Origin of the sequence: Paenibacillus sp. USHLN196 (assembly GCF_037144955.1) — a bacterium.
Taxonomy (GTDB): domain Bacteria; phylum Bacillota; class Bacilli; order Paenibacillales; family Paenibacillaceae; genus Paenibacillus; species Paenibacillus xylanexedens_C.
The window spans coordinates 95,738-114,707 of the sequence record NZ_JBBCYH010000007.1 but is presented as its reverse complement, the minus strand read 5'-3'; the positions used below and the strand labels follow the sequence as shown (position 1 = coordinate 114,707).

Sequence of the window (18,970 nt, the reverse complement as noted above, 5' to 3'; positions counted from 1 at the left end):
GATGAATCATGTCAAAAGCGGGTACGGTTACTGCAACTTCCGCCATACACCTTCTGGAGCAATATCGGGATGGGACGTCCTTTTTCTGGTCTTCACCGCAACATACCTTGCTCGCACAAGGAGAACGGATTCATTGGTCTCCGCTACATGCGGAGGACGCAATTCAATCAGATCCCAGCGATTATGCGGATGTTACTGAACATCAACATAAGGAACAGATACATCTATTCATCCAGCGAATTCAACAGCTTATGGACAAGGCCATACAAACGGGTCAACCGAACCCGATGGTGGTTGGTGCCATCCCGTTTGATCCGCTGGACGCTGCTGCAGAGCTATATGTACCAGAGACGGTGCAGTGGGCTGAACCGTTACCCTTGGAACCACGAGCATTGATTCAGAAGCTTCCAGCAGCCGTAGGCTGTGAAGTCGTTGAGGCTCCTGCAGGGGCAGTGTATGAGCAAAGTGTAGACAACGTATTGGTCGACCTGAACCAGGGTGATCTCCACAAAGTCGTGTTATCCCGTACACTTGAGGTAACTTCACAGACCAGCGTAGACACGCACCAATTGTTGCGTAATTTGTTCAGGGACAACACGCATGGATATACATTTGCTGTTCCAATGAGGAGTATAACTCAACCTAAAAGTACTCTAACAACGAATAAACAACATAAAATAAATCAACAATTTGAAAATAAAACGAGTCGTACCTTCATCGGGGCAAGCCCGGAACTGTTAGTTACCCGCAAAGGGTTAAAAGTACGCGCCAACCCACTGGCAGGCTCTGCTGCCCGGAGTGAAGATCCTGCGGAAGATCGCCGCCGCGCAGAGGCACTGCTGGCTTCAGCCAAGGATCTGCATGAACATGCCGTAGTCATTGAGGCAGTTGCGGAGGCATTGCGCCCGTTATGCCGCCATCTATCTGTTCCAGCAGAACCTTCGCTGGTTCAGACGCGCACGATGTGGCATTTGTCCACGGAAATACACGGGGAGCTGGCGGACGCGGCCACAACGTCACTGGAGCTGGCTTTGGCTCTTCATCCCACACCCGCCATTTGTGGAACGCCTGTACAGGCTGCCCGGGCAGCGATTAAGCAACAAGAGCCGTTCGACCGGGGATTGTTTACGGGAATGGTGGGTTGGTGCGACAGTGAGGGCGATGGCGAGTGGGCCGTAACGATCCGATGTGCCGAAGTGGAAGGTACAGCTGTGAAATTGTTCGCTGGAGCGGGCATTGTAGCAGGTTCTACGGCAGAAGCAGAGCTGGCAGAGACTGCTGCCAAGTTCAGAACGATGCTGCTCGCGATGGGTTTGGATTCGAATGTGTCCAGTAAGAAGGAGGAATGAGCAATGCTGTCAGGATATCAGGCTTGGCCTGAGGAAGTTGCAGAGCGTTATCGGCAGGAGGGTTGCTGGGAAGGGATTACGTTTGGAGAGATGCTCCGCCAGCGTGCAGATATATATGGCAATCGGATAGCCGTTATTAGCGGTGAACAACAGCTCACTTATGCAGAATTGGATGAGCGGGTAGATCGATTGGCTTCCGGTTTATATGCCAAAGGCATACGACAGCATGACCGGGTTATTATTCAGCTGCCTAATATTACGGCGTTTGTTGAAGCATGCTTTGCTTTATTCCGCATCGGTGCGCTGCCTGTATTCGCTCTTCCCTTGCATCGAAAGAGCGAAATCACCTATTTCGCTCGTTTCTCTGAGGCCGTAGCCTACCTGATTCCAGATCAGGATGGCGGATTTGATTATCGCAATCTGGCAGAGGAGGTACAGGCAGAGGTGCCGGGACTTCGGCATATTTTTGTGGCGGGAGAAGCCGGGCCCTTTACAGCGTTAGAAGATGTCTATGCAGAACCTATCACGCTGCCGAATGAACCGACGTCTTCTGATGTTGCTTTTCTACAGTTGTCGGGTGGAAGTACCGGGTTATCCAAGATGATCCCACGCACTCATGATGACTACATCTACAGCTTGCGAAGAAGTGTCGAGGTATGTGGCCTCAGTCCGGAGAGTGTTTATCTGGCTGCACTACCTGTGGCACATAACTATCCAATGAGCTCCCCCGGTATTCTGGGCACGTTGTACGCAGGTGGCACGATTGTGCTGTCACGAGGATCAAGCCCGGATGAAGCCTTTCCGCTGATTATGCGCCATCAGGTAACGATCACGGCTCTGGTGCCGCCACTGGCTCTCGTCTGGCTCAATGCAGCGGCTGCCCGAGGAACCAAGCTTCCGTCGCTCCAGGTGCTTCAAGTGGGAGGAGCGAAATTCAGTGCAGAGGTAGCGGTACGTGTCAAACCGGTTCTTGGCTGCACGCTGCAGCAAGTATTTGGCATGGCGGAAGGGCTGGTGAACTACACCCGTCTCGACGATTCCGAGTATATCATTACCCACACACAAGGGAAACCGATGTCTCCCTATGACGAGGTGCGGATTGTGGATGACGAAGACGTTGAGGTGGAGCAGGGACAAGCCGGACACCTGCTGACACGCGGGCCCTATACCATTCGTGGTTATTACAAAGCGGAGGAGCATAATGCCAAATCGTTTACTACGGACGGTTTCTATCGCACAGGCGATATTGCGAGTCTGACGGCTGACGGATATCTCGTTGTCGAAGGGCGGGCGAAGGACCAGATTAACCGTGGCGGGGATAAAGTATCTGCCGAGGAAGTGGAAAATCATCTGCTGGCCCATCCCGGTGTGCATGATGCAGCCTTGGTATCCATGCCGGATGAGTATCTGGGCGAACGATCTTGCGCCTATATCGTGCCAAGCGGCGAAGCTCTGGCGGTAGCGGAGATCAAATCTTTTCTGCGCAATCGGGGTCTGGCCAGTTATAAAATCCCGGACCGGATTGAGTTGGTGGACGCTTTTCCGAAGACACAAGTGGGCAAAGTTAGTAAAAAAGCATTACGGGAAATGTTGACTACCAAGCAACCTGTATCTAAATAGGAATTTTCGATAAATAAAGCTGAAAAGAGGGATATTCATGGCACTTCCAGTGATTCAACCATATGCAATGCCTATAGCGTCGGAGCTTCCGGTCAATAAGGTAGCCTGGACACCGGATGCGAAGCGTGCAGTACTCTTGATCCACGATATGCAGAACTATTTTATGAATGCATTTACGGCGGGAGCATCCCCGGTGGTGGAACTGATTGATCATATTGCAAAGCTTCGTTCAACGTGTCATGAGCTTGGGATTCCCGTCGTCTACTCGGCACAACCGGGTGGACAGACACCGGAACAGCGCGGATTACAACTGGACTTCTGGGGTGCGGGAATCGATGGCGGGCCTGTGCAAAAAGAAATTGTTGAATCGCTCTCACCCGCTCCACAGGACACCTTCATGACCAAGTGGCGCTACAGCGCCTTTCAGAAGACGGAACTGCTTGAATTAATGGAGCAGCAGGGCCGGGATCAATTGATTGTCTGCGGCATATATGCGCATATCGGATGCCTGATGACGTCAAGTGAGGCATTTATGCGAGACATTCAGGCGTTTTTGGTTGCCGATGCGGTTGCTGATTTTTCGGAGGAAAAACATCGCATGGCGCTGACGTACGCAGCAGAACGGTGCGCGGTAACACTGACGACCGAACGTTCGATTGCGTTGCTGAATGCGTCAGCCGCAGCCAGAACTGGAGGGGCAGTTACATCCGAGGCGCAGCAGCAAGCAGCATCCACCGAAGAGATTGGGAATGTCGTGGAAGGACGAGAAGACGTTGATCATGCAAGGCTGGGAGCATTGCGGGCTCAGATTGCCGAACTGTTGCAGGAGCAGCCTGAGTTGATCGGGGAGCATGATGATCTGATTCAGAACTGGGGAATGGATTCCATTCGCATGATGAGTCTGGCTGAGCGTTTTCGCGCGGAAGGAGCAGAGGTCACCTTTGTCGATCTGGCGGAACAGCCTACATTGGCAGCATGGGCAGGGCTCCTGGATAATGCCCAAACGAAAGTACTGCCGAACGGAGACTACTTTTGAGCGGGGCGATGCAGATGTCGCATAGTCGGAACACCGCTTGGCCTTTGTCTTCTGCACAGTCTGGCATCTGGTATGCCCAACAGTTGAATCCAGACAACCCGATGTACAACACGGCCGAGTATGTGGTTGTTGACGGTCAGATCCATACCGGACGATTCGAAGAAAGTGTACGCCAGACCGTGATGGAAGCCGAATCGCTCAATATGGTGTTTGGCGAAAATGAACAAGGTCCGTGGCAATCTCTGCGCACCAACATGAATGATTGGACATTCCATGTCATGGATGTACGGGATCAGGCTGATCCTCATGCGGCTGCACTGGACTGGATGAAGCAGGATCTGGCACGACCTGTTGATCTAATGATTGGACCACTCTTCACAGAGGCTCTGTTCCGGGTGAGTGAGGATCGGTATTACTGGTACCAACGCATTCATCATATTGCGATTGATGGGTACGGCGTATCCCTGATTACGCGCAGGGTCGCCAGCTTGTACTCTGCAAGCATTCAGGGAGAAGGGGCAGCACAGGCACAGGGTACGGCAGCGTTTGGATCACTGACTTCCGTTCTCGAAGAAGATGAAGCTTATTCATCCTCCACCAACCGAGCGCAGGATCAACAGTTCTGGGTCGACCGATTCGCGGATGCTCCGGATGTAGTCAGTCTGGGTGAACGGGCTCCGCGTACATCAACCGAGTTCCTGCGGCAGAGTATGGTGCTCACACCGTCACAGCGGGAGCAAATGCAAGCAGCAGCGGGAAGGTTCGGTGCGACTTGGCCGGATCTCTGTATTGCAGCAACAGCTATCTATGTACACCGAATGACAGGGTCAACTGATGTTGTACTGGCCTTGCCCGTGATGTGCCGATTGGGTTCAGCATCGCTGCGTGTTCCAGGCATGGTCATGAATGTGCTTCCGCTCCGCCTGTACCTGGACTCGCAGATGAATCTGTCTGATTTGATGGGACAGATCGTGAAGGAGATTCGGGCCGTACGCAAACACCAGCGATATCGCCATCAGGATCTGCGGCGTGATCTCAAGCTTCTGGGAGAAAATCGGCGTCTGTTTGGACCGATGATCAATGTGATGCCCTTCCATCATGAGTTGAATTTTGCGGGCGCACGCGGCATGATCCATAATCTGTCCACGGGTCCAGTGGATGATCTTTCGATTCATATTGTAGACCAGGGACATGGTCATGGACTGAGTATTGCTTTTGATGCGAACCCTTCGATCTATGTGGACTCGGAATTGCGTGATCATCAGCTTCGCTATGTACAGATTCTGCAATCCATGATGTCAGAAGGGACACAAGACATATCGGTTGGACAGATGGACATCCTGCTTCCTGCCGAACGGGAACAAGTGCTGGAAGGATGGAATCAGACGCAGCATGAAATCGCTGAGTGGAATTCGGCAGCGTTATTTGAACAGCAGGTTCGGCGCACACCGCTTGCAACCGCAGTAACATTTGAAGGAGAAGCATTAACCTATGCAGAGCTGAACGAACGTGCGAATCAACTGGCACATGAACTGATACAGACTTACGGGGCAGGACCGGAACAGGTGGTTGGCATTGCGATGCCTCGTTCACTGGAAGTGGTCATCGCGATCTTAGCTGTTCACAAAACAGGAGCAGCCTATCTGCCACTTGACCCGGACTATCCCGAAGAGCGCCTGATCTACATGTTGGAGGATGCCAAGCCTGCTTGTGTCGTGACGGTGATGAACAACTTCTCTCACATTCCGCAGACGTACAGTGTACCGGTTCTGGTCATGGATGAACCGGATAGGATACAGGCAGTGAGCTGTCAGTCTGGAAGCAACCCCGAAGGTGATGATCTGCCAGCCACGGCTTCTCTGCTGAATCCTGCATATCTGATCTATACTTCGGGTTCTACTGGTAAACCCAAGGGTGTAGCTGTAACCCATCTCGGATTAGCCAATCTGCTTGAAGATATGAAGACGAGACTGCAGGTCGGTCCGCAGGATCGCTGGCTGTCGGTGACCACGATTGCTTTTGACATCTCCGTACTGGAAATCTTCCTGCCACTGACGACTGGAGCCAGACTGGATATCGCGCAAAAGGAAACGATTCTTGATCCGGTAGCACTGGCTGGGAAGATGAGAGAGCAAGAGACGACGATCATGCAGGCTACGCCAACGTTATGGCAGTCTCTTGTGGCGAGCCGCCCGGGAAGGTTTGGTGGGCTAACGGTGATTACCGGAGGAGAGGCCTTGTCGGATGAACTGAAGCTCTCGCTGGAGGCGTTGGGCTGTCAGGTCAATAATCAGTACGGGCCAACCGAGACAACCATCTATTCTACGGCTGCTTCACTGGGGAATGGGCAGTCAGGCAAACCATCCATTGGTGGTCCGGTACGTAACACACAACTTTATGTGCTGGATCAGAGCATGCAACCTGTACCTCCAGGTGTAGCAGGGGAATTGTATATCGCAGGAGAGGGACTTGCACGGGGATATTTGGGCAGGCCTGATCTAACCGCAGAACGTTTTGTCGCGAGTCCCTTCGGACAGCCGGGCAGTCGAATGTACCGGACAGGAGATTTGGCCAAATGGTTGCCGGACGGTTCCATCGATTATTTGGGACGGGCAGATCATCAGATCAAAATTAGGGGCTTCCGTATTGAACTGGGGGAGATTGAGTCAGTGATCTCCAGATATCCGGGTGTAACACAGGTTACGGTTATGGCACGTGAAGACCAGCCTGGGAATCAGCGATTAGCGGCATATATCGTGGCTGATGCTGAAGAGCATCAAGCTGACATCAATCTGTCAGATATAAGAGCACACGTAGCTGATACGTTACCGGATTATATGGTGCCTTCTGCCTTCATGCTGCTGACCGAGATGCCGCTGACACCGAACAAAAAAATCGATCGTAAACAGCTTCCTGTGCCTGCATTGACATCTAATGCAAACGGGAGGGGGGCACGTACACCGCAGGAGGAGATTTTGTGTAGCCTGTTTGCCGAAATTCTGGGTGTGGCTCGGGTAGGCATTGATGATGATTTCTTCGACTTGGGTGGACATTCTTTGTTGGCCGGGCGAATTATAGCCAGAGTGCGTGATGTATTTGGTGCAGATCTGAACATCGGCAGTGTGTTTGAATCTCCGACAGCCGCAGGGCTTGCCCGGAAGCTGGATCAGGCGAAGTCCGTCAGACCCGTTATTCAGCCTGTTCCGCGTGCGGGGGAGATTCCGCTTTCCTTTGCCCAGCGACGGTTATGGTTCCTCTATTGCCTGGAGGGGGCTAATCCCACCTACAATATACCATTGGTTGCTCGATTGACCGGGAAGCTGGATGTGAATGCTCTCCGAAATGCCCTGCAGGATATTGTTGACCGTCATGAGACGCTTCGTACATTGTATCCGCCAGATCTGGGTTCGGCGAGCCAGCATATCCTCCGTGCATCAGAGGTGAAGGTGAATATGAGGTTCACCCGGGCTGCGACTGAGGAACTGCCCAACCTGCTGGCAGAAGCGTCACGTTACAGCTTCGAGCTTAGTACCGAGCCGGGCATACGTGCGGAATTGTTCCATACGGATGTGGATGAACATGCATTGCTGCTGCTGATTCATCACATTGCAGGGGATGGTTGGTCCTTGTCACGCCTCATCCGGGACTTGTCGGAGGCTTATGCGGCTCGTCTACGTGGAATTGCTCCAGCTTGGGAGCCGCTACACATTCAGTATGCAGACTATGCGGTATGGCAGGAGAGCCTGCTTGGGGATGAGAAGCGACAGGAAAGCCTGATCGCGAGGCAGTTGGCGTTCTGGACTGATCGGCTCGTAGGCTTGCCAGAACAAGTCACGTTCCCGGTAGACTATGCTCGTCCAGTTGTGTCCAGTTACCGAGGTGGGACGGTGCCATTTGCGATCAGTCAACGTCTGCATGAACAGCTGACGGCAGTTGCCCGTGAACATAAGGTCAGTCTGTTCATGCTTCTTCACTCAGCGTTATCGGTGTTGCTTACTCGAATGGGTGCAGGGACGGATATTGCGATAGGTACACCCATTGCCGGACGGAGTGACGATGCGCTGGATGATGTCGTGGGGATGTTCATCAATACGCTTGTCCTGCGTACAGACACTTCGGGGGATCCGACCTTCCGAGAGTTATTGGCCCGCGTGCGTGAAGCAGACCTCGCTGCTTATGAACATCAGGATTTACCGTTTGAACGGCTGGTCGAAGTGCTGAATCCGCCCCGATCTCGTTCTAAACATCCGCTCTTTCAGGTGATGCTGGTGCTGCAAAATACGCCGGATATTCGTCTTGAGCTGCCAGGTGTTGAAGCAGAGACTCGCATTCACGGTGTAGGTTCATCCAAATTCGACCTTACGCTTGAACTGACGGAGAAACGGGAGCAGAACGGACTTCCAGCCGGAATTGAAGGTGTACTGGAGTATAGTGCAGACCTCTACCGTGAATCGACTGCCGGAGAACTGGTCGTTCGGTTGATGCAGGTGCTTGAGGATGCTTTACAGCAGATGGATGAACCCATCAGCAGATTTGACCTGGTTACACCATTAGAACATGCTCAGTTTGAAAAGGAGTGGACTGCTACACAAGATGAAGGTACACAGCTGACCATAGCCGAGCGTTTTGAAGTGCAGGCAGCCGCTCACGCCAGTTCGGTAGCCCTCCATTGTGAGGATATCTGTATGACTTACAGGGAGCTGAATGCACGGGCTAATCGACTGGCGAGACTGTTGATCGCAGAAGGTGCTGGGCCGGAACAGATGGTGGCACTGGCCTTACCTCGTTCGGTAGAAATGGTTGTAGCCATTCTTGCTGTGCTCAAAACGGGTGCCGCCTATCTGCCACTGGATCCGAACTATCCGGCAGACCGTTTAACACATATGCTGACGGACGCATCACCGAAAGTGATGATTACAAGTACAGAGGTATATGCCCTGCTGCCGCAAATGGCGAACATTGAATGTATTAACATGGACGATCTGCACACCTTGCGGCAATTGGAATCCAAGGATGAGCGAAACCCGGCAGACCATGAACGGAACGGACGGGTAACTCCGCTGAGCCCGGCTTACATGATCTATACCTCAGGTTCAACAGGGAAACCCAAAGGTGTTGTGATTCCGCATGCGAATGTCATCCGGTTATTGGATGCAACGCAGCACTGGTTCCATTTTGACGAGAGCGATGTGTGGACGTTGTTCCATTCCTATGCGTTTGACTTCTCCGTGTGGGAGATCTGGGGCCCCCTGCTATATGGAGGAAGCTTGGTAGTTGTTCCCGTTGAGATTAGCCGATCACCTGGAGCATTCCTGCAACTGCTCGCCGAGCAAAAAGTAACCGTTTTGAACCAGACGCCATCTGCGTTCTACCAACTGATGCAGGCTGACAGGGAAAATCCGGTCTGGGGGCAACAGCTTGCACTCCGCTATGTGATCTTTGGAGGCGAGGCACTGGAGCTGGGACGTTTGGACGACTGGTATGAACGCCATGCGGATGACGCCCCAAGACTCATCAATATGTATGGTATTACGGAGACAACGGTCCATGTCAGCTACAAGGAACTTCACGCAGGCAGCTCGGCAGAAGGTGCAAGCAGCTGGATTGGATGCGCTATTCCAGACCTGCGCGTCTATGTACTGGATGATCATCTGAAGCCTGTGCCGACAGGAGTAACTGGAGAGATGTATGTGGCGGGGGCGGGTCTTGCACGTGGATATTGGGGACGGCCCGATCTCACGGCAGAGCGATTCGTCGCTGATCCATATGGTCCACCGGGTACACGTATGTACCGTACAGGAGATTTGGCTAAACGGCTGCATGATGGTTCACTCGATTATCTGGGACGAGCCGATCAACAGGTGAAAATCCGCGGGTTCCGCATTGAGCTTGGCGAGATTGAGGCTGTACTGGCCAAACATCCGGGCGTGGCTCAGGCTGCTGTTATCGTTCGTGAAGACCAGCCCGGCGATAAGCGTCTTGTGGCATACGTGGTTCCTGCACCGGATAGTGAAGAAGAACTGAAAACGGCTGCGTTACGCCGACATGCGGGATCGAGCCTTCCGGATTATATGGCACCATCTGCCGTTGTAGTGATGGAGATCCTGCCACTTACGCCGAATGGCAAGCTGGATCGCAAAGCATTGCCTGCACCGGAGATGCAATTATCGTCTGATGGCCGAGCTCCACGCAATCCGCAGGAGCAGATTCTCTGTGATCTTTTTGCCGAAGTATTGGGAGTGCGAAGTGTGAGTATCGATGACAGCTTCTTCGAACTGGGGGGTCATTCACTACTTGCGGTGCGCCTGATGAGTCGAATTCGTGAAGCGATGGGCAAGGAGCCGGGCATCGGCATTTTATTCGAAACCGCTACGGTGGCTGGGCTGGCAGAGCGATTGGAGATGGGCGCAGATTCGGGGAAAAGCTCGCTGCAAGTGTTGTTGCCGCTCCGGACGCATGGGCAGCATCTGCCTCTATTCTGTGTGCATCCGGCAGGAGGACTCAGTTGGTGTTACGCGGGGTTGATGAAACATCTGGGCATGGCGTATCCACTGTACGGATTGCAGGCAAGGGGGATTGCCGAGTATGAAGTGCTTCCACCGACACTGGAGGATATGACGGCGGATTACATCCGTCACATCCGGTCTGTGCAGCCTGAAGGTCCGTATCGTTTGCTCGGCTGGTCACTGGGCGGCAATGTGGCTCAGGCGATGGCCGTACAGCTTCAGTCCGAAGGAGAAGAAGTAGAGTTTCTTGCCATGCTGGACGCGTATCCGAGTCATTATCTGCCCATTCGCGGGGAACCGGATGAGGAAGAAGCGTTAACGGCATTGCTTGCACTCGGTGGATATGATCCGGACAGTATTGGGGATGGGCCGCTGGATATGGCGACAGCGATGCGCATCCTTCGTAGCGAAGGAAGTGCACTGGCAAGTTTGGATGAAGAGACGATTATGAAGCTGCGGAAAACCTATGAAAATTCCGTCCGAATCTTGGGGGCATACACGCCATCCCGATTCGAAGGTGACCTGATCTTCTTCCGATCCACCATTATTCCGGACTGGTTCGATCCAATCGAACCGGAGATGTGGAATGCATACATTGGAGGACAACTGGAACGTCATGATATTGCCTGTCGTCACAAAGACCTCTGTCAGCCGGGTCCATTGGAGGAAATCTGTCGTACCCTTTCCGTTCGGCTGGAGATGCTGAACAAGAAGCGTAACATTCAAACATAAATAGGAGGATAAGCTGATGAGCAACCCTTTTGAATATGAAGACAGCAATTATCTGGTGTTAATGAATGATGAAGGACAGTATTCGCTGTGGCCTGCATCCATTCCGGTACCGGCAGGTTGGACCCTGATGCTGGGGAAGGCCAAACGACGTGTATGTCTGGATTATATTGCCGAGCAATGGACGGACCTGAAGCCGCTGAGTCTCTGTGATGAAACGGGGATGCCGGGCATGATTCATGAGGTTGGCAGATGAGGTTTCGCCTGAATCCAAAGGCAATTGTGAGCATTGTCTATGTTCTGGCGATGTTTATGGTTGCCATGGATGCAACGGTCTTAAACGTGGCGCTGCGTACCATCAGTGAGGAACTTGGTATTCCTCCAGCTGCTGCGGGTACCTTGAATGTGGGTTATTTGGTGAGTTTGGCTGTATTTCTACCCGTTGCCGGGTGGCTTGGTGACCGATGGGGTACGAAACGGGTTTTCCTGTCGGCGCTGACCCTGTTTACAGTGTCCTCTGCGCTTTGTGCCACGGCTGATCAACTAGGCACGTTGACATTTTTCCGCATTTTGCAGGGAGCAGGGGGTGGTCTGCTTACACCTGTAGGGATGGCGATGTTATTTCGGACCTTTCCTTCGCAGGAACGGGCCAGGGTATCTCGCATGTTGGTGTTACCCATTGCCCTTGCTCCAGCCCTCGGGCCGATTGTGAGCGGATTGATTGTGGATCAGCTGTCGTGGCGATGGATCTTCTATGTGAATCTGCCCGTCGGGATTCCAGCGGTGATCTTCGGCATTATGTATCTGAAGGAGCATAAAGAGCAGGGAGCTGGTCGACTGGATCTACCGGGTTGGTTATTATCTGCGCCAGGACTCGCACTGACGATGTATGCGCTCAGTCAGGGACCACTGCGGGGCTGGACGTCACCGCTTATTATGGGAGCGGGCGTGGCGGGAATTCTGCTTCTGACGTTGCTCGTCGTGGTGGAACTGCGCGCGAAGCAGCCGTTGCTCGATCTGCATTTGCTGAAGCACCGACTGTTCCGTTATACAGGCTTGGTATCCGTATGTGGGGCAGCCGGGCTGCTGGGCATGTTGTATGTGTTTCACGTTAATGTATCAAAATGTGCTACAGGCTTCTGCCTTGGAAACCGGGTTAACTACATTCCCGGAAGCGTTGGGACTGATGATTGCTTCTCAGCTTGTCCCGTGGACTTATCCGCGGCTGGGCCCTCGAAAGCTGATCTCGATGGGTCTGATCTGTACGGCAGTTATTTTCATTACGCTTAGTCAGATCACAGTGGATACGAATCCATGGTTCATCCGTTCATTATTATTCGGCATAGGAATTTTCCTGGGACAGACGGTAGGGGCTGTGCAGATTGCTGCTTTTGCCCAGATTCCACCTGCATCCATGGGACGAGCTTCCACCTGGTTCACGGTGCAAAATCGCTTGGGATCAGCCATCGGCATGGCTTTACTCTCGGCTGTACTGGCAGGTGCGGGTACAACAACGGTGACGGGGGCAGGCACGATGGAGCCGAATATGCTGGCGTATCGGATGGCTTTACTAGGGGCAGCTGCATTTCTGCTCATAGGGTTGTGGTTAAAAACTCAAAAATCCCTGACGGATTCGTCAGGGATTTTTGGTGTTTATTTCAACATGATTGCTAGTTGGTAAATCTACAAGGTAAATCTAGAATCTTATAAATGGCTATGTTCATCCGTATATTGCTATGACTTTATGCTGCTCGAGCAATAATTTGATTGTTTTCCAGAACCGCTTGAGCTTCAGCATTTGAAGGGCGGTAGCCTTTTTCGAGCAACTCTTTAATGTAGATTTTGTTGTAAACGAAAGAGAATACGATCCCACTAATCCATGCTCCGAATCCTACAGTGAAAATACCAACGGCCACGGAGATTAAGAACATGATGGCAGCCCATTTCAAATCACCACGGAACAACGCAGGGAAAAATCCGAAAAATAATGTTGTCCAGCTGAAACCTACCTTCACGTTCTTGGTTACACCTGCACTGTTTTGCAAAAAGATATGCATCTGTCCACTTCCTTCTAAAGTAATGAATCGGAGAGAGAATCGAGTATTAACAAGTATGTAGTATAAAACTAGTCATAAATACCTGATCATTATTACCTATTCTTCTTCCTTTTGGTCCTATAGTACCATTATCTGGACAGGATGTTAATCTTTTTTTTTGAAAATTATGGTTTCCTATGAGATATATGCTCTTTTTGATAAAAAGCAAAAAATGAAGGAGGGTCAATGACCTCTCCTTCATCATAATGCCAGATACATATCTTCAACTGTGATTCGTTTGGGCTGGCTCGGCAGCTCTCCCCCAGCCGAACAGGCTGCCAGCATATGCCCATCGTCCAGTCGCTGACTGTGGAAGCGATATTCCACGGCCTGCTCGCAATGCCAATCTTTCCGCTCATTGGGAAGGATGGCGAAGGAATCCAGTGGTATGGACAGGCCCATACCGACTGCCTTGATATAGCTTTCCTTCAGCGTCCATAGACGGTAGAAGGTCTCCCGCTGCATTTCGGTAGGCTTCGCAGCGAGGAACTGGCTTTCGGATGCAGAGAAGAAACGCTCTGCAATCTGCATGTCAATCGGTGCTATTTTCTCCACATCCACGCCCAGTTCAACTGTACCGCCAGAGATCAGAGCAATCCAATCACCAGAATGAGAGACATTGAATTGCACATTGGAATGGTGGCTAAGCGAAGGTTTGCCATAGGAGTTACGGGCAAAAGAAAGCTCAGCAGGTCTCAAACCGGTTAACTTGCTTAGAGTCACACGAGTCAATATCTCCCCCAGCACGGAGCGATACGCGTCAGCCTGACGCACAAAACGCGAAGCCTGAGCACGTCGCTCGGCAGAGACTTGCGACAGAAAGTGGTTCCAGTACGCCTCGGGCAATACTTCTGGAACTTGGAGTACACGGATAGTTATCATCATTTATCACCTGAGGACATAATTCGGCGTGGATCAATAACTTTCCTTTATATGGAACGTTCTCTCAATAGATCTCTCTAATGAGGCTCCGATTAAGCTGGCTATCCCGTTTAGTATGTTAAGGTTTCAGGGTATCATCTGCATCTTCACGCCTCTTGCGCTTGCTTCCATTCCGTATGGGCAGCCTGTACGCGATTCCACATGTCTTGGCATTCCAGTTCACTGTAATTCACCAATGGCTCATGGAATAGTCCAGTTAACACTTCACGCCACTCTGTGTAGGTCTGAATCTCCTTTTTTCGAATCCCTTCCATATCATGTGTTCGGAGCATACATCCACGTAGTTCATGACTACAGTTCTCGTCCCGTTGACGAAGCAAAAATACATTATGCCAAGGTGATTCGGCCGCTCGACTGTAGAATTCATGCTTCGGAATGAACTCTTCCAGGCTGGTGATTGCTGTAGGAGCATAGTCCACACCCTTGCTTGGTCCATTCGGTTCATATTCGAGTCGCCACCCGCCAGCAACAACAGGTGATGGCATCAATTGATACGTGAATGGTGCCGAACCATAGGTTCCATAACGAAATGGCAGAGGTTCGAAGGGCATTCCGCCCAAGCCCACATCCACAATCCAGCGCTCAACTGTCGGGTCAGCATCCGGCATAAGGACAGATAGACCGAGATGGAACGAGTTCACTCGTGGTTGTTCTCCATGGGGCTGTACTCCGCCGCGATGCCAATCAACCTTGTAACCCAGAGAGCGGAGAAGAACACTAAATGCACCATTTAGATGAAAACAGTATCCGCTGCGCCCCTGCAATATAAGTTGGATCGACTCTGGAAGACTGATTCCCCCAGGACGACCCGCAAAAATATCGACCGTCTGCCAGGATAGATATTGCACATGTGCTCGTTGGAGTTCAAATAAGAATTCCAGTGTGGGTTTCTTTATATCATCCATGCCGATCCGTTTCAGATAGGCCCGTATTTCAGCTGCATTTAGTGTAACGTTCATCCAGATCACCTCATGTTATATAGTGGGCTGCAGGTCGAATTATAAACTTCTGCTGCCCTGAGTTCATTGTAAAAGTGAACGTTTGAAATATACACAATCAGTTGAGCAGATTGTAACGGTACAATTAATGAGTATTAGTCTTAAAAATGATCTCAAGAGATTAACATGTTTTGATGCAATCAAAATACAATATATGGATGGGCTATTTCTTTTTCTGGGGTATGTTAACCCTTTGGAGTGGATATAGGTTAGAATATAGATAGATAGCAGGATTAGGAGATGGAAAAATGGCTAATGATGAAGTGATTTTGACACAGGAAGGCTTGGAAAAGCTGGAGGACGAACTGAGGGATTTGAAGACGGTGAAGCGTAAGGAACTGGCTGAGCGTCTGAAACTCGCGATCAGTTACGGTGACCTGAAGGAAAATAGTGAGTATCATTCAGCCAAAGATGATCAGGCCTTTATGGAGACTCGGATTTTGATTCTGGAGAAGATGCTGACGAAAGCAAGAGTCATCTCTTCAGATAATATAGACTCCAACAAAGTGAGCATTGGATCGACGGTGCTGCTTAATGATATTGAGTTCGCCGAGAAGATTGAATATAAAGTGGTTGGCCCTGCCGAGGCTGACGTTGCGGATAATAAAATTTCGTACGAGAGCCCGTTGGGTAAAGAATTGATGGGCAAAGAAGTGGGCAGCGTCATTCATGTAAATGCTCCGATGGGCGTTATCAAATATGAGTTGCTTCAGATTAAAGTGTAATACGGGAACAAGGTGCTTCGCAGTCATGAACGTGGCTGAGGGGACACCTTTTTTTATTGTATTGAGCTTGGATGAAAGGGTGATTTACTTCATTTTAACTTCATATGGTTGGGCCGACAGACTTTATCACATACTGTTTCTAGGGAAACGAATGAGATGAAGATTTCCCTGTGTATTTATATGTAAAAAAATAACATTTCGACAAATTTCGAATTTCGAATGACCTGACAAGGTGAGTAGTATATAATTACGGGAAAACTTTAAAGTGATGGAGTAGATACGATGAATTTTAGTAAGCCTAATCTCGATCAAGACAACGCTGGCAAAGGTGAGCGCTTCTCACGTGCCGGATTCATTCTGGCAGCCATTGGTAGTTCGGTTGGTCTGGGTAACATGTGGAAATTCCCGTACATTACGGGTGAGAACGGAGGAGCTGCGTTTTTCCTGCTCTTCATCGTCTGTTTGCTGCTGATCGGTCTGCCCGTGCTACTGGCGGAACTTGCGATTGGTCGTAGCGGCAGAGGAAGTGCTGCAACTGCTTTTATCAAAGCAGGCGGTCATAAAGGCTGGCTCGCAGCCGGTTTGCTGCAAGTACTGACGCCTTTTATTATCCTTTCTTTTTATGTCATTATTGCAGGCTGGACCTTGCACTATGCAATTACGTCATTCAGTGGAACATTGTTTAACAATCCGGATTATGCGGGACAATTCAATTCCTTCGTAGGCGGTTATATGCCGATCGTGTGGCAACTGCTTTCGGTTCTGATTACAGGCTGGATTGTTGCTAAAGGAGTATCCAACGGAATCGAGAAGTTTAACAAGGTACTGATTCCTGCGATGTTGGTGCTGCTTATTATCCTGATGGTTCGGGCAGTTACGTTGCCGGGCGCAGGTGCGGGGGTTTCCTTCTTCCTGAATCCGGATTTCTCGCAGCTTACAACTGAATCCGCACTGGTAGCCCTTGGACATGCCTTCTTCTCCCTGTCACTCGGGATGGGTATTCTCGTAACCTATGGTTCGTATGTGGATAAAAATCAGTCCCTTGGTGGGGCTACCATCGCAGTCGGTGCGGGTGACCTGCTCTATGCATTCATTGCTGGTCTGATCATCTTCCCAACGACATTTTCGTTTGGTATTGCACCAGACCAAGGACCGTCATTGATCTTTATTGCACTTCCGGCGGCTTTCTCGGCGATGCCACTGGGCTTCTTGTTTGGCGGACTGTTCTTCATCTTGCTGGCTATTGCTGCTTTGACATCAGCAGTATCTTTGCTGGAAGTTCCGGTGAAATATTTCATGGAACGTCTGTCCTGGAGCCGGAATCGTGCGGTATGGGTGATATCACTTGCAGTTTTCATCGTAGGACTTCCTTCGGTATTGTCGCTCGGCTTGCTGCCTGAATGGACGATTGGATCGAAGAGTGTGTTCGACTGGATGGACTTTGTAGCGTCCAACATCCTGCTTCCTGTCGGTGGATTGCTTGTAACGATTTTTGCCGGATACTTTTGGAAAACGGCTGCGGAGGCTTCTGGCCTGCGTTCCGGATGGTTCCGGGTGTGGTTGTTCATGCTTCGTTATGTGGCACCGATCCTGGTTCTGCTGGTTCTACTGCACACATCCGGTATCATTCACTTCTAAATTGAAGACCAGATAGGCATAAATGTGGTCTGTTGTGCAGATTTGCCATAGATAAAACCTCTTGGAAGAAATGCGAAAGCCCTTGTTTTCCCGCTTCAATTTTGGGACAATACGGAGTAGAGGTTTTTTGGGTAGGACCGATAAGCCATAGCTTTTTTGCGAAAAGAGGATTATACAATGAACAAATCATCCATATATGGATTAACATTAGAGCAATTACGTTCCTGGCTGCCGGAGCATGGGCAGAAGAAATCCCGTGCATCCCGGATCTGGGAATGGTTATATCAAGAGCGTGTACATGATTTTCCCGCGATGACCGATGTACGTCAGGAGTGTCTGGATGTACTCTCTGAACATTTCACAATGAATTCGCTGAGCGAGCATGTGAAGCAGGAATCGGCAGATGGTACCGTGAAATTTTTGCTTCGGATGCAGGACGGCAACTTGATCGAGACGGTTCTGATGCGGCAAAAATACGGGCTTACCGTTTGTGTGACCACACAAGTCGGCTGTAATATTGGTTGTAGCTTCTGTGCGAGCGGCCTGATTAAGAAAAGCCGTGACCTGACCGCCGGAGAGATTGTGGAACAGATCATGCATGTACAGCGACATCTGGATGCAGCGGGTCAAGACGAGCGGGTAACGAACGTGGTTGTGATGGGTATTGGCGAACCGTTCGATAACTTCCAGCACATGAGTGATTTCATCGAAGTCATCAAAGATCGCAAAGGACTGGCGCTGGCCGCCAAACGGATTACTGTATCCACGAGTGGCCTTCCGGACAAGATCAAAGAATTTGCAGATAGCAGTCTGCAGGTTAATCTGGCGATCTCTCTGCATGCACCAAATAATGAACTGCGCACACACATCATGAAGATCAACCGGGCTTTCCCGATTGAGCAATTGATGGATGCGGTGGATTATTATCTGGCTAAGACGAACAAACGTATCATGTTTGAGTACATCCTGCTGCGTGATGTTAACGATCAGCGTGAGCATGCTGCGGAACTGGCTGAGCTGTTGTCCAGCCACAAGAGTATGGTCAGTGTGAATCTGATTCCTTACAACCCGGTAGATGAGCACAGTCAGTATCAACGGAGTACTGAAGAATCGATTCTGGGCTTCTATGATACACTCAAAAAGAACAACATCAACTCGACTGTACGTATGGAACACGGTACCGATATCGATGCCGCCTGCGGACAGTTGCGTAGTAAACAAATGAAGAACAACGCTGCTGAATCCGAGCCAGACCGTCTGGCAATGGGATAAGAATAAGACACAGCACGGAGCTGGCAGATAAGTCAGAATGTGTGGTTGCTATGATCCGT

At 50.7% G+C, this 18,970-nt stretch carries 11 protein-coding genes and 1 pseudogene; 9 read left to right on the top strand and 3 right to left on the bottom strand.

Going from position 1 to position 18,970, the window contains the following annotated elements; translation table 11 throughout:
- Nucleotides 1-8: 8 nt before the first annotated feature.
- The 6 genes and pseudogenes from dhbC to WFI24_RS18295 all read left to right on the top strand — a co-directional run.
- Nucleotides 9-1,349: an isochorismate synthase DhbC gene (dhbC, locus tag WFI24_RS18320; RefSeq protein WP_336763068.1), complete on the top strand. Its 1,341-nt coding sequence runs from the start codon at nucleotides 9-11 to the stop codon at nucleotides 1,347-1,349.
- Between the two features lie 3 nt (nucleotides 1,350-1,352).
- On the top strand, nucleotides 1,353-2,969 hold the full coding sequence (locus tag WFI24_RS18315) for a (2,3-dihydroxybenzoyl)adenylate synthase (protein WP_336763067.1): 1,617 nt from the start codon (nucleotides 1,353-1,355) through the stop codon (nucleotides 2,967-2,969).
- A 37-nt stretch (nucleotides 2,970-3,006) separates the two neighbouring features.
- Nucleotides 3,007-4,005: an isochorismatase family protein gene (locus tag WFI24_RS18310; RefSeq protein ID WP_336763065.1), complete on the top strand. Its 999-nt coding sequence runs from the start codon at nucleotides 3,007-3,009 to the stop codon at nucleotides 4,003-4,005.
- 14 nt (nucleotides 4,006-4,019) lie between these two features.
- Complete coding sequence (locus WFI24_RS18305) at nucleotides 4,020-11,243, top strand: amino acid adenylation domain-containing protein (protein WP_336763443.1); 7,224 nt, start codon at nucleotides 4,020-4,022, stop codon at nucleotides 11,241-11,243.
- A gap of 16 nt (nucleotides 11,244-11,259) precedes the next feature.
- Nucleotides 11,260-11,496: an MbtH family protein gene (locus WFI24_RS18300; RefSeq protein ID WP_282435675.1), complete on the top strand. Its 237-nt coding sequence runs from the start codon at nucleotides 11,260-11,262 to the stop codon at nucleotides 11,494-11,496.
- Nucleotides 11,493-12,843, top strand: a pseudogene (locus tag WFI24_RS18295) (MDR family MFS transporter); the annotation flags it as partial. The gene WFI24_RS18300 and the pseudogene WFI24_RS18295, both read left to right, overlap by 4 nt.
- A gap of 139 nt (nucleotides 12,844-12,982) precedes the next feature.
- Here the strand turns inward: WFI24_RS18295 and WFI24_RS18290 are convergent.
- From WFI24_RS18290 to WFI24_RS18280, 3 genes are all read right to left on the bottom strand, one after another.
- Complete coding sequence (locus tag WFI24_RS18290) at nucleotides 12,983-13,297, bottom strand: DUF2628 domain-containing protein (RefSeq protein WP_336763062.1); 315 nt, start codon at nucleotides 13,295-13,297, stop codon at nucleotides 12,983-12,985.
- A 240-nt stretch (nucleotides 13,298-13,537) separates the two neighbouring features.
- Nucleotides 13,538-14,221, bottom strand: a complete 684-nt coding sequence (locus WFI24_RS18285; RefSeq protein ID WP_336763060.1) for a 4'-phosphopantetheinyl transferase family protein — start codon at nucleotides 14,219-14,221, stop codon at nucleotides 13,538-13,540.
- A gap of 143 nt (nucleotides 14,222-14,364) precedes the next feature.
- Entirely contained in the window at nucleotides 14,365-15,237 is an 873-nt protein-coding gene (locus WFI24_RS18280; protein ID WP_336763059.1) for an arylamine N-acetyltransferase family protein, read from the bottom strand.
- Nucleotides 15,238-15,524: 287 nt separating this feature from the next.
- Between WFI24_RS18280 and greA the strand changes: the two genes are divergently transcribed.
- The 3 genes from greA (at nucleotide 15,525) to rlmN (ending at nucleotide 18,911) form a co-directional block, all read left to right on the top strand.
- Nucleotides 15,525-16,001: a transcription elongation factor GreA gene (gene greA, locus WFI24_RS18275; protein ID WP_062836673.1), complete on the top strand. Its 477-nt coding sequence runs from the start codon at nucleotides 15,525-15,527 to the stop codon at nucleotides 15,999-16,001.
- 282 nt (nucleotides 16,002-16,283) lie between these two features.
- On the top strand, nucleotides 16,284-17,639 hold the full coding sequence (locus WFI24_RS18270; RefSeq protein ID WP_336763056.1) for a sodium-dependent transporter: 1,356 nt from the start codon (nucleotides 16,284-16,286) through the stop codon (nucleotides 17,637-17,639).
- A 177-nt stretch (nucleotides 17,640-17,816) separates the two neighbouring features.
- Nucleotides 17,817-18,911: a 23S rRNA (adenine(2503)-C(2))-methyltransferase RlmN gene (rlmN, locus tag WFI24_RS18265; protein ID WP_336763054.1), complete on the top strand. Its 1,095-nt coding sequence runs from the start codon at nucleotides 17,817-17,819 to the stop codon at nucleotides 18,909-18,911.
- Nucleotides 18,912-18,970: the final 59 nt, after the last annotated feature.

Coding starts and splice junctions, on each gene's coding strand:
- dhbC (WP_336763068.1), top strand. CDS start 9: ATGTCAAAAGCGGGTACGGTTACTGCAACTTCCGCCATACACCTTCTG.
- WFI24_RS18315 (WP_336763067.1), top strand. CDS start 1,353: ATGCTGTCAGGATATCAGGCTTGGCCTGAGGAAGTTGCAGAGCGTTAT.
- WFI24_RS18310 (WP_336763065.1), top strand. CDS start 3,007: ATGGCACTTCCAGTGATTCAACCATATGCAATGCCTATAGCGTCGGAG.
- WFI24_RS18305 (WP_336763443.1), top strand. CDS start 4,020: ATGTCGCATAGTCGGAACACCGCTTGGCCTTTGTCTTCTGCACAGTCT.
- WFI24_RS18300 (WP_282435675.1), top strand. CDS start 11,260: ATGAGCAACCCTTTTGAATATGAAGACAGCAATTATCTGGTGTTAATG.
- WFI24_RS18290 (WP_336763062.1), bottom strand. CDS start 13,297: ATGCATATCTTTTTGCAAAACAGTGCAGGTGTAACCAAGAACGTGAAG.
- WFI24_RS18285 (WP_336763060.1), bottom strand. CDS start 14,221: ATGATGATAACTATCCGTGTACTCCAAGTTCCAGAAGTATTGCCCGAG.
- WFI24_RS18280 (WP_336763059.1), bottom strand. CDS start 15,237: ATGAACGTTACACTAAATGCAGCTGAAATACGGGCCTATCTGAAACGG.
- greA (WP_062836673.1), top strand. CDS start 15,525: ATGGCTAATGATGAAGTGATTTTGACACAGGAAGGCTTGGAAAAGCTG.
- WFI24_RS18270 (WP_336763056.1), top strand. CDS start 16,284: ATGAATTTTAGTAAGCCTAATCTCGATCAAGACAACGCTGGCAAAGGT.
- rlmN (WP_336763054.1), top strand. CDS start 17,817: ATGAACAAATCATCCATATATGGATTAACATTAGAGCAATTACGTTCC.